The sequence below is a fragment of the Methanoculleus sp. UBA374 genome, from assembly GCA_002508705.1.
Classification (GTDB): domain Archaea; phylum Halobacteriota; class Methanomicrobia; order Methanomicrobiales; family Methanoculleaceae; genus Methanoculleus; species Methanoculleus palmolei.
This window is the reverse complement of record DAYL01000028.1, coordinates 26,446-38,064: the sequence shown is the minus strand read 5'-3', so window position 1 is coordinate 38,064 and position 11,619 is coordinate 26,446. Positions and strand designations below refer to the sequence as shown.

The 11,619-nt window shown below is 60.0% G+C and carries 7 protein-coding genes and 1 pseudogene; 5 read left to right on the top strand and 3 right to left on the bottom strand.

Annotated features, from left to right (window positions below):
- From BRA42_RS08725 to BRA42_RS08715, 3 genes and pseudogenes are all read right to left on the bottom strand, one after another.
- Positions 1–287: pseudogene (locus BRA42_RS08725) on the bottom strand (glycosyl hydrolase); the annotation flags it as partial.
- Between the two features lie 376 nt (positions 288–663).
- Entirely contained in the window at positions 664–2,286 is a 1,623-nt protein-coding gene (locus BRA42_RS08720) for a hypothetical protein (RefSeq protein WP_292408102.1), read from the bottom strand.
- A gap of 62 nt (positions 2,287–2,348) precedes the next feature.
- Positions 2,349–2,606 (bottom strand): hypothetical protein, encoded by a 258-nt coding sequence (locus BRA42_RS08715; RefSeq protein ID WP_292408099.1) that lies wholly within the window; start codon positions 2,604–2,606, stop codon positions 2,349–2,351.
- Between the two features lie 467 nt (positions 2,607–3,073).
- On the opposite strand from BRA42_RS08715, the gene ppk1 (BRA42_RS08710) reads away from it, so the two are divergent.
- The 5 genes from ppk1 (BRA42_RS08710) to BRA42_RS08690 all read left to right on the top strand — a co-directional run bounded on the left by ppk1 (BRA42_RS08710) (position 3,074) and on the right by BRA42_RS08690 (position 11,534).
- Positions 3,074–5,242 (top strand): polyphosphate kinase 1, encoded by a 2,169-nt coding sequence (ppk1, locus tag BRA42_RS08710; RefSeq protein ID WP_292408095.1) that lies wholly within the window; start codon positions 3,074–3,076, stop codon positions 5,240–5,242.
- 78 nt (positions 5,243–5,320) lie between these two features.
- On the top strand, positions 5,321–7,492 hold the full coding sequence (gene ppk1 / locus BRA42_RS08705) for a polyphosphate kinase 1 (RefSeq protein WP_292408093.1): 2,172 nt from the start codon (positions 5,321–5,323) through the stop codon (positions 7,490–7,492).
- Complete coding sequence (locus BRA42_RS08700; protein ID WP_342770508.1) at positions 7,473–9,431, top strand: CHAD domain-containing protein; 1,959 nt, start codon at positions 7,473–7,475, stop codon at positions 9,429–9,431. The genes ppk1 (BRA42_RS08705) and BRA42_RS08700 overlap by 20 nt, the downstream gene beginning before the upstream one ends.
- Positions 9,382–9,996, top strand: coding sequence for an HD domain-containing protein (locus BRA42_RS08695; protein WP_342770507.1), 615 nt, complete (start codon positions 9,382–9,384; stop codon positions 9,994–9,996). Before BRA42_RS08700 ends, BRA42_RS08695 begins: the two co-directional genes overlap by 50 nt.
- Positions 9,993–11,534: a Ppx/GppA phosphatase family protein gene (locus tag BRA42_RS08690; protein ID WP_342770506.1), complete on the top strand. Its 1,542-nt coding sequence runs from the start codon at positions 9,993–9,995 to the stop codon at positions 11,532–11,534. Before BRA42_RS08695 ends, BRA42_RS08690 begins: the two co-directional genes overlap by 4 nt.
- The last annotated feature ends 85 nt before the right edge of the window (positions 11,535–11,619 follow it).

Sequence of the window (11,619 nt, the reverse complement as noted above, 5' to 3'; positions counted from 1 at the left end):
CTGGGTAGAATGCTCCCGGCGCAGTTGAACGTCCCTTCCGTCAACTGGACGGTGCCGCCACCGGCGGGGAGGGCGTCGATGGCCTTCTGGATCTCCGCCTGATCGTTCGATCCGTCGCAGACATAGTCTGCCTCGGCCTTCGCTACGTCGCTGCTGTCGCCCGCCGCTACGACAAGCGTGCTTGTACCGGACAACTCCTCTCCTGCTACGGCCGCACCGTCGATCAGAAAAAAGCTGAACACGAGAAGGAGTGTGGACTGTCTTTCCATTGCAAATGTCCTCTTCATGCAATTCACCCCTCATGGGAGTGGATTTAGGTATTTATATCATGCTATAAAAATATTTTTAAAACAATAATAATTATCATACAGACTTAAGAGATAATATACAAATTTTGAGGCAATCAAGAGATGAAAAAAAGCCTCATCAGGGATATCGGATCGAGAGATGGTTTTTATATTAGAGAAGGAGTTGATGCTCCCGGGCGCAGCAATACCCCCTGAGATGCCCGGAAGGTCCGGGTAGAATTGACCAGTGCAGGAGAGATTAAGCAAAAAGGGGGGCGGATCGAATTCGTTCGGAAATTAGAGAGAAAAAAGGAGAGAGGGAACAGAATTGCTTCTTGATGCACCCAGAACGGTCGAAAGGCGGACGAACTGGATGTCACGACTTCACGATCTTTACAGCACCGTCGGGGACATCCTGTGTCAACGTTATGCCCGTCGAACCAACCGGTAGGATCCGCATACCCTTTACCAATACATTGCTGGTCCCGTATCCGTCAATGACAAACGGCTGCGCCGCATTTGAATTTATTTGCCCGGAGTATACAACATTCCTGTTACCCATCGCGTATATCAGAGTGGAGACGCGATCCCCCGTGGCATGGATATCGATGCTAGAATCCACAAACAACGCTCCTCGCGGTGAACCCCCCAGTACGGCGCCCTTGCCGTCGATCCCGGCTGGATCAGTCAACCGGAAGTTTTTGATCTGCATATGATCCATCAGCGCGATATGCAGACCGTATCCGAAAGATTCGATGCTTTCACAGTTCTCCATGACGAGCGAGGGGTTGGCGTCCGTCAGTAGCGACTGCACGATGAAGAACGACGTCGGTTTCACCTGCGAGTAGTCGGTCTTTCCCCGGCCCGTCTCGCGGTCCGTGCAGTTGTACAGGGAGACACCGTCGGGGTAACTGAAGAAGAACCCGTAGGCGCTGTTCCCTTCCGCGGTGCAGTTGTTGAACGTGTACTGGCCCCGCGGCGCCATGTAGCCGGCGCCGAAGTAGTACTCGCCGCTTGTGTCGTAATATTCAGGGTAGGGTTTCTGGCCGTTGTTTCTGCTGATGCAGTCTGAGAAAACGATGTCTTTCTTGGCGGGAGCCCATTCGAGGTGAAACCCGGATTCCCAGCTGCCTTCGGCGACACACCGGGTCACCCGCAGGTTCTCTATGTCGTTGAGCTCCGCAAAATCGAATCCTGTGACCCAGTTATTGAATCTGGAATATCGGCCGCAGTCGATCGCCCTGCAATCGATATACTGGACATATTTGTGTACCTTGTAATCAGTATCCTGCGAACTATGAAGAAATCCGTACGTTCCGGGACCATCAGCCACACAGCCGATGAATGCAATACACTCGATAGCCTTGTTGTAGCCCTCAATAGAACGCACGTAAAATACAGCCTGGATGGACCTGTCGGCTGTGGCCGTGACGTTTCTGACCCACACGTGGCTCGCAGTGATATATATCACACCCCTATGCGCCGATTGCCCGGAATAGCCGGAGCCGGTTGCGCGGAAGCCTTCCAGCGCAACGAAATCATTTTTCATCCAGACCAGGCCGTTATTTGTAAAAATCAGGTTGGTAGACTCATTATTCTGCCCTTTCAGGGTCGTATACGACTTGGGCAGAAGGCTTCCGGCACAGTTGAATGTTCCTTCCGTCAACCGGACGGTCCCGCCGCTGGCCGGCAGAGCATCGATCGCAGCCTGGATCTCATGCTGATCGTTGATACCGTCACAGGTATAATCTGCCCCGGCTTTCGATGCCGCACTGCTGTCGCTCGCTGCGACAACGAGTGTGGGCTCCGTCACCGTCGGCATCGCGGGGGTCGGTATCGCCGACACCGGTGGGCCGGGCGGAATCGGTGGGCTGGGTGGAGTCGGTTTCCACGGCTGAACATGCAATACCAGCACAACGGCACACACGGCTGCTATCACGATGACTATGGCAATAAGCGTGCGTCCGCCTCTCTCTCCTGGACGTTGTAGCGCTGACATAGTGTTCTCGCATTTACCGTTAGTTTACTTAAACGCCGCCGCCGAGCCGTACGGTCTCGTCCTCATCTTCCCCAATCCGAACCCCCAGGGTATCGAGAAATGTCTACAGTTGCCGGATCGTCGATGTCGGCTATCATCACCAGTCTGTAACCGGAAAGCAACTCCCTGCCGAAGGGGAAGGACCGGATATCCGTTCCGCCGACAACTTTCGGCTTCTTCATCGTGTCAACACCACGGCCGAGGCGTTCAATGCCGGAATCCCGCCCCTCCCGCAAGGGAGGGGTTGAAAAACCCCGTATAATGCTGTCAGCCGGGTTCATACCCCTTATGATGCACAGGTACCATTTAATGGTTTAGGGTGGACGGGCCTGGCCGTTCTCTATATGACGGGAAAATGGGTATACTCATTTCTGTTCATGACCGATACGACCCGGCAGGCCACCCCGTGCCGGGGGAGTTCTGCCGGTTTGGGAGACAAAGCGCCAGGGGTGCTGGTGAAAGTCGGCCCTTCGGAGGACAATCGAATCCTCGAAACAGCCTGGACCGGGTCGGATGCCGGTCATTTCGTTTTGGGTAGGGATGTCAGGAAACTTCCACAGGAAGTTCCCGTGCACGGCAGACCTCCAATTTGCCTGTTAGAAAACTCCCGACGGAGGTCTCCCTGTCATCTCCTGCCCCGACCGGGGATTTCCCGCTCCGCTCCGTTGTCCCCGCAAGTTAGATATAGGAACTGAAACAACTATTGACCGCTATATATCTCCGCCTTCCGCCAGCAGAGGAATGAGCAATGCCGCCTGACAATACCGATAACGCCCCTGCCTCCACTCAAAAACCGCATCCGGACCTACCGCTGGATGCACCCCGGTACTACATCAACCGGGAACTGAGCTGGATACAGTTCAACCGGCGCGTCCTCGAGGAGGCACAGGACCACCGGCACCCGCTGCTGGAGCGAGTAAAGTTCCTCTCGATCTTCTGGAGCAACCTCGACGAATTCATGATGATCCGGGTCTCCGGGCTCCGGCGGCAGCGGACCCGCGGCGCTCTTGAAGCCCCCCCGGACAGGATGACGCCGACCGAGCAGCTGACGGCGATCCGTCAGGACTTAACGCCGCTGCTTGAGGATGCCGCCCGGTGCTGGAGCGAGGACCTCCTCCCGGAACTGATCCGTGCGGGCATCTGCATCCACCGGCACCGGGACCTCGATCCCGACCAGAAACGGGCCCTGGAAGACTACTTCGAGCGGAAAGTCTTCCCCGTCCTCACCCCGCTGGCGTTCGACGTCGGACACCCGTTCCCGTTCGTCTCAAGCCTGAGCCTGAACCTCGCCGTTATCATCAATGACCCCGAGCGCGGAACGGTCTTTTCCCGGCTGAAAGTGCCGCTCGGCGTCCTCCAGAGGCTCGTTCGGGTCCCGGGAGACGTCTTTGATGCAAAAGACCCGGAGGACCTTCCCGGGGCGAACTTAGACCACTTCGTCTTCCTCGAAGACCTCGTCGCCTCGAACCTCAACCGGCTCTACCCCGGGGTAGAGGTAGTTGCCGCATACCCGTTCCGGGTCACCCGGGATGCGGACTTCGAGATCGAGGAAGATGAGGCCTCGGACCTCCTCACCGCGATCGAGGAGAGCGTGGAACTCCGGCGGATCGGTTCCCCGGTCCGCCTCGAAGCCGACTGCTCCATGCCGGCATGGGTAAGAGAGATGCTCACGGCAAAATTCGGTGTCCCCCAGAGCCTTGTCTTTACGTCCGACGGCCCCCTCGGCATGGCCGACATCATGGAACTCACCGCGGTCGACCGCCCGGACCTAAAAGACCAGCCGTTCCTCCCCTCTTACCCGCCCATCCTCTCCAGAGAAGAAGATATCTTCGCCGCGATCAAAAAGCAGGACATCCTGCTCTACCACCCCTACGACAGTTTCACGCCCGTGATCAACTTCATCAAACAGGCTGCAAACGACCCGGATGTGCTCGCCATCAAGCAGACCCTCTACAGGGTCGGGCTGAACTCTCCAATCGTCGAAGCGTTGATGGATGCCCGCATGAACGGAAAACAGGTCGCGGTGCTCGTCGAACTGAAGGCGCGATTCGACGAGGAAAACAACATCGTCTGGGCGCGGGCGCTCGAGCGGGCGGGCGTCCACGTCGTCTACGGGCTCGTCGGCCTGAAGGTCCACGCAAAGATGTGCATGGTCGTCCGGCGGGAGGCGGGAGCGCTCGTCACCTATACGCACATGGGGACGGGAAACTACAACGCCGGGACGGCGCGGGTCTATACCGATCTCGGCCTCTTTACCTGCAACCCCGAGATCGGCGCCGACGTCACCGACCTCTTCAACGCGCTCACCGGCTACTCCCGGAAGTCGAGGTACCGCAGGCTCATCGTCTCCCACGGATCGATGGGGACCATGCGGGAAGGGATCGTCGCACGGATCGAGAGGGAGATCCGGCGCCAGCAGGAGTTCGGCGACGGTTATATCGCCCTGAAAATGAACGCACTCGTAGACCGCGACTGCATCATGGCGCTCTACCGTGCATCTGAAGCCGGTGTCACGGTGGACCTGCAGGTCCGGGGGATCTGCTGCCTCCGGCCCGGGATATCAGGGGTCAGCGATACGATCACCGTCACATCGCTCGTCGGGCGGTTCCTGGAGCACTCACGGATATACTACTTCAGAAACGGCGGAGACGAGGAGGTCCTCCTCGGGAGCGCGGACCTGATGCCCCGAAACCTCGACCGACGGGTGGAGACGCTCTTTCCGGTCATCGACCCCGAGATCCGGGAAGCGATCATCAACGATATCCTGCGCGTCCATCTCCGGGACACCGCCATCGCGCGAAGGTTAAATTGTGACGGCACCTATGAACGCGTACGTCCGGCGCCGGGAGAAGAGCCTCTCAACTCGCAGGACTGGATGCTTGCGCACCGCGGGATCTGGCATACCGAGAGGGAGTGAGGTATACAGTATGATCCGGACGAGGAGAGTAAGAGTTATCGAACCCACCGGAATAGATCCCTATCGGGGGCTGATCCCGTGGGCGACGGAGACCCGCATCAGGGGGGGACAATCATAGAGGACCCGTTTGCAGCGCCGTCCTGCACGCACCCGGCAGGGGGGAGCGGATCAACCGACCGGCGGTACTTCATCAACCGGGAGTTGAGCTGGCTTGCATTCCATCGGAGGGTGCTTGAAGAGGCGCAGGACGCGACCCACCCCGTGCTTGAACGGGTCAAATTCCTCGCCATCTGCGGCAGCAACCTCGACGAATTCTTCATGGTGCGCGTCTCAGGCATCCGGCGGCAGATGTCGGAGGGGGCGCAGGAATTGCCGCCGGACGGGATGTCGCCCGCCGAAGAGATGGCCGCTATCCGCAGCGAGGTCGAGCCGCTCGTCCGTGCCCACGCACAGTGCTGGTCGGAAGAACTCCTGCCTGCCCTGCGGCAGTCCGGCATATACATCCACCGCTACCGCGATCTTGTGCCCGCAGAGCGCGCCCAGCTCTGCGACTACTTTGACCGGATCATCATGCCCGCACTCACCCCGATGGCGTTCGATGCGGCCCGGCCGTTTCCTTTCATTTCCAGCATGTCGTTGAACCTCGGGATCATCGTCCGGGACCAGAAGGGCATGGAGCACGGCGCCCGCCTGAAGGTCCCGGTCGGGCTCTTCCCCCGGTTCGTCCGGGTGCCCATAGCGAGCGGAGGGGGGCAGGGAAAACAGGAGTATCACTTCGTCCTTCTCGAAGACCTGATCGCCGAGAACCTCGGCCGGCTCTTTCCAGGAATGCAGGTGGCTGCATCCTACCCGTTCCGGGTCACCCGCAACGCGGAGATAGAGGTCGTAGTCGATGAAGCCTCGGACCTCCTTACCGCAATAGAAATGGGCGTCTCCACCCGGCGCGTCGGGCATCCGGTACGGCTGGAGACGGGCGGCCCCGTGCCCGGTTCGATGCGGGACATCTTCGAGAAGAAACTCGACCTCTCCCCGAACGACATCTATGAGACGGACGGCCCGCTTGCTCTTGCCGATCTCCGGGAACTGCAGGATATCGACCGCCCCGACCTGAAAGACCGGCCGTTCATCCCGGCCGTTCCGCCCGTGCTTGAAAACGAGGTAACGGCCTTCTCCCGCCTTGAGAAGCAGGACGCCATGCTCTACCACCCCTACGACAGCATGGCCCCGCTGGTGCGCCTGCTCCGGGAGGCGGCACGGTGCCCCGAGGTCCTTGCCATCAAGATCACCCTCTACCGCATCGACCGGGACTCCCCGATCATCGATACGCTCCTTGAGGCGCGGCGTAACGGCAAACAGGTCACCGCCGTCGTGGAGTTGAAGGCGAAGTTCGATGAGAAGAACAATATCACCTACGCAAGAAACCTCGAGCGGCATGGCGTTCATGTCGTCTACGGCCACGAGAAATTGAAGATCCATGCAAAACTCTGCCTCATCGTCAGGAGAAAGGGCGACAGGATCGTTCGCTACGTTCACCTGAGCTCCGGCAACTACAACACGGTGACGAGCCGGATTTACGGCGATATCGGTTATATAACTTCCGATCCCGATATCGGTGCGGATGCAACCGAACTATTTAACGCCCTTACGGGGTACGCGGAGCAGCAGACCTACCGCAAACTTCTCGTTGCTCCCACCACCCTGAAATCCGGTATCCTCGAGCGGATCGAGCGGGAGATCCTGCATCAGGGGGAGCACGGGAACGGCTATATCGCCATGAAACTCAACGGTCTGCTCGACCCGGAGATCATCACCGCGCTCTATCGGGCGTCTGAAGCCGGCGTTGCGATCGCTCTCAACGTACGGGGTCTGTGCGCGCTACGGCCCGGGATACCGGGAGTGAGCGAGAATATTTCCGTCATTTCCATAGTCGGCAGGTTTCTTGAACATGCACGGATCTATTACTTCCGAAACGGCGGCGATGAGGAGATTCTTCTCGGGAGTTCCGACCTTATGCCCCGGAACCTGAAGCGCAGGGTCGAAATCCTGTTCCCTGTACCCAATCCGGCTATCCGGAAGGAACTGGTCAAGATCCTGAATATCCATCTTGGGGATACGGTCAAGGCGAGACGCCTGCTCAGTGACGGCACCTACGAACGGGTAACCCCGAAAGATGGCGAGCCAGGCATCGACTCGCAGCAGTGGCTGATTGAACACCGGGGGGAGTGGCATCATGGCGATGGGCGCGCCTGACCCCGGGACCTGCCTGTACGGGGCCGGGTACCTCTCCGACCTTCTCGAGGCCTTCAGCGCCGAGGTTGAGAGTGTCCGTGCGGCGGACGATATCGAGTACATCCACAGGATGCGCGTGGCGTCCCGGCGGATTAGGGCGGCTCTTCCCCTGTTCAAGGACTGTTTCTCCGGCAAGGAATACCGGTTCTGGAACAAGGAGGTCCGGGCCATCACGCGGGCGCTCGGGGCCGCGAGGGATGCAGACGTCCAGATCGCGTTCCTCCGATCCGTTGTCGGGACCATCGGCGAGAGAGAACGGCCGTCGATGCGACCGATCTTTCTCCTCATGGGTGAAGATACGGGTTTCGAACCGGCGCCCCTGGTCCCCGTCCCGAAAAGAGAGACGGCCCATAAAACGCTCAAAAAAAGAATCTATCTGGTATTCGCCCGGATCAAAGACTCCATCATGCACAACGGCGCAAACCGGCCGCAGGATATCACAGTCGCAGCCGACCCTTCCCCCCGGTACCTTCTCCCGGGACTCGAATGCCTCTTTCTGCGTCTTCAGCAGAGGAGAGCGGGTCTTCAGCCGGCGGTTATCGCGGGGATCGACCGGCTGGAGAGGACGGGGGTCGTCGAGGCGATGGAAGACGCTCTCGCCGGATATCTTGAACGGGAGGAGTGCCGCAACACCGACGTCCGTTCACATGCAGCGTATGTACGTGCGTTCTCCCATATATCACGGCAGATCGACGAAGTATTCCGGTTTGAGCCTTTCGTCGCCATGCCCGACCGCACCGTCGAGCACCACGCCATGCGCATCGCCGTAAAACACCTCCGTTACACCATGGAGGCGTTTCAGGGTCTTTACGGCGACGGTCTGAAAGAACCCTTGAAGAAGGTGAAGCACCTCCAGGACGTTCTCGGCGAGTTGCACGACTGCGACGTCTGGCTCGGGTTCCTGCCTGAATTCCTCGACGCGGAGAGGGAGCGGCAGCGGGAATACTTCGGGCACCTCGACTTCTTCAGGCTCGTGGAGCCGGGCACCCACCACCTCATCGACGACAGAGCCCGACAGAGGCGGGAACTCCATGCGCTGCTGGTGCGGACATGGGCGGAGCAGAAGGAGGAGAGGCTGTGGGAACGCCTTCGAGAGGCGATAAGCACCCCCCTGCCGGGCCGAGAGCAGGGTGCGCCGACAATGGTTGCCCTCATAGGCGACGTGCATGCAAACCTCCCCGCTCTTGCGGCGGTCCTTAACGACGCCGGGGCCCGGGGCGCAACGCTCGTTCTGAATGCCGGCGATTCCGTCGGGGGCGGGCCGGCCCCGAACGAGGTCCTGCAGATGCTTGCGGCGGAAAACGTCATCAGCGTCGTCGGCAACTACGATCGAGACGTACTCGGGGCAAGACGGATTCGAAAAACTTCCGAAAACAGGAAACGGCGCAAAGCGCTCCGGCGAGCCCGCCGCAGTCTTTCGCGGAAAAGCCGGCGATATCTCCGAACGCTCCCGGAGAAAGTCCGCCTGAGGCTCTTCGGGAAGCGCATCCTCCTCACGCACGGGAGCCCGGCATCGAACACCGAGTATATCTCCGAAAATACCGCAAGTCAGCGATTGAAGGACCTTGCGGCCGCGGCGGACGCCGACGTCATTGTTACCGGCCACTCCCACCGCCCGTTTGCGGCCGAGGTCGGCGGTGTCTGGTTTGTCAATACCGGCAGCGTCGGAAAGCCGGATGACGGCGATTCGCGGGCCTGTTATGCGCTTCTGCGGCCCGACCCGTTCACGATAGAGCATATTTCAGTCGCATACGGTGAAACGCCGCAGGAGGGTGCGGAGATGCAGGGGGAGGGAGGTGAACCCGACACAATAAAGACTCATAATAGTTCAGAGCCAACACCTCAGCAGAGTGATCGGACAGCAGGAGTACAGCAGGTCGATGTCGAACGGCAGAGGTAGCCGGAGGGGGGCGGTCGCATCCTGTGCGGAGGAATACGGCGGAGATATCCGGCACGCCCGGCAGGTATCCTTCCTTGCGCTCCGGCTCTTCGACGAACTGCAGCCGCTCCATCGACGGACCGGGACGGATCGCGAGTATCTCGAGTATGCCGCACTGTTGCACGACATCGGGTGGGTGGAAGGTCGGGCGGGCCACCACCGGCTGGCGCTTGAGATGATCCGGCGCGATGAGCGGCTCCCCTTCAACGAATACGAGCGGCGGATCATAGGAAACATCGCGCGGTATCACCGGAAATCGCCCCCGAAGGAGTCGCATGCTCCGTTTGCGGAACTCGATGCCTCCGACCGGAAGCGGGTGTGCGACCTTGCAGCACTGCTGCGGGTTGCAGACGGACTTGACGTCACGCACACCGACGCCGTCCGGGAGATCGACTGCGACGTCCACCCGGACCGGGTCGTGATTCGGTGCGCGTTCTCGTCCCCGGCCGTCGAGGAACAGAAGTCCGCCTTAAAGAAGAGCGCTCTCTTCGAATCGGTCTACGGGAGGAGGCTTGTGATCGAATGATCGCATCTTCGAAAGGACGGGTCGTTGCCTTCTTCGACCTCGGCACGAACTCCGTCCGCCTCCTTGTTGCCTGTTTCGAGTCCCCGCAGTCTTACACCGTGCTTACGAAGCAGAAAGAGGTTGTGCGGCTCGGAGAGGGTGCGTTCATCCGGGGATGGCTCAGGGACGACGCGATGGACCGTGCGGTCCTTGTCTGCAGGAGGTTTGTCGACCTTTCACGCAGTTTCGGTGCGGTAGAGTGCGTGGCAGTTGCGACGTCGGCCGTACGAGAGGCGCGAAACTCCGCGGACTTCCTCAAGAGACTGCAGAATGAAGCCGGCCTGAACGTCCGGACGGTCTCCGGGGTTGAAGAGGCGCGCCTGATCTATCTCGGTGTCTCGCGAGGCATTGAGATGGGCGACGCCGTTGCACTGTTTGTCGATATCGGCGGCGGCAGCACCGAGATCATCGTCGGGGACCGGGGGCAGGAGCGGATGCTCGAAAGCCTTCATCTCGGGGCGATACGCCTCACGAACCAGTTCTTCGAGGACGGAGCGACGGACTCCGTGCCGCCGGAGGTCTACGAAGAGATCCGGCGCTACATACGGGACGTCGTCACGCCGGTCGCGGAACGGGTGAAGAGGGAGCGTGTGGATGTTGCCTACGGGAGTTCGGGCACGATCCAGAACCTTGCGGAGATTGCCCGGCGTTCTGTTTCGGACCGGCTCTCGGATACGCCGCCGGCCCTCACCAGGGAGGACCTTGGAAAGACCGCCGCCCTGCTCTGCTCGCTTCCGCTCGATCGGCGTAAGGGCGTCCCCGGAATCAACCCGGATCGGGCGGACATCATCATTGCGGGAACCGCCATTCTTGAGGAGGTCATGGATGCGTTCGGTCTTTCGGAGATCCGCATAAGCGATCGGGGTCTCCGGGACGGATTGATCGTCGATTACCTCTCGCGCCGGAACGGCATGTCACCCGAGGACCGGCTGCGGAAGAGGAAGCAGAGCGTAGAGCGGCTTCTCGGCGCATGCAGAGCCAGTCCCGAGCATGCGCAGACGGTCGCACGTCTCTCGCTTGAACTCTTCGACAGCGGAAGACAGGCAGGGCTGCACAAGTTCGGCACCGCAGAACGGGAACTGCTTGAATACGCGGCATACCTCCACGACATAGGCGAGATCGTCTCGTTCTCCAACCATCACCTTCACTCGCACTACATCATCAGCAATGCGGATCTGCCCGGGTTTGACCGGCGGGAGGTCGGGATCATCGCGGAAGTGGCCAGGTATCACCGGAAGAAACCGCCCCGGACAGGTACGGGGCCGGCGGCGGTTCCTGCCCTCTCCGTGTTTCTTCGCCTTGCCGAGCACCTTGACCGTGGCCATGTCGGCCTTGTCGCCCAGGCACGCATCGTTTCTATCGACAAGAAGGCGGCGACCCTCGAGATCGTAAGTGCGACGGATTGCACTCTTGAGTCCTCGGCGGTCCGGTCCGAGGGTCGCGCCTTCAGGAGGGTCTTCGGCAAAGACCTTATCATCCGGTGCGTCGGCAGCGAGTGAACGGCCCCGCGCCCTCCCGAAATGCATTTCTGGTTGAATGCAATCGCAGGCAACGGCGGTCGGCTCGGAAGTTCCGGTAACCCGC

Excerpts from the sequence above, each read along its gene's own strand:
- BRA42_RS08720 (WP_292408102.1), bottom strand. The coding sequence starts at position 2,286 with ATGTCAGCGCTACAACGTCCAGGAGAGAGAGGCGGACGCACGCTTATT.
- BRA42_RS08715 (WP_292408099.1), bottom strand. The coding sequence starts at position 2,606 with ATGAACCCGGCTGACAGCATTATACGGGGTTTTTCAACCCCTCCCTTG.
- ppk1 (WP_292408095.1), top strand. The coding sequence starts at position 3,074 with ATGCCGCCTGACAATACCGATAACGCCCCTGCCTCCACTCAAAAACCG.
- BRA42_RS08700 (WP_342770508.1), top strand. The coding sequence starts at position 7,473 with ATGGCGATGGGCGCGCCTGACCCCGGGACCTGCCTGTACGGGGCCGGG.
- BRA42_RS08690 (WP_342770506.1), top strand. The coding sequence starts at position 9,993 with ATGATCGCATCTTCGAAAGGACGGGTCGTTGCCTTCTTCGACCTCGGC.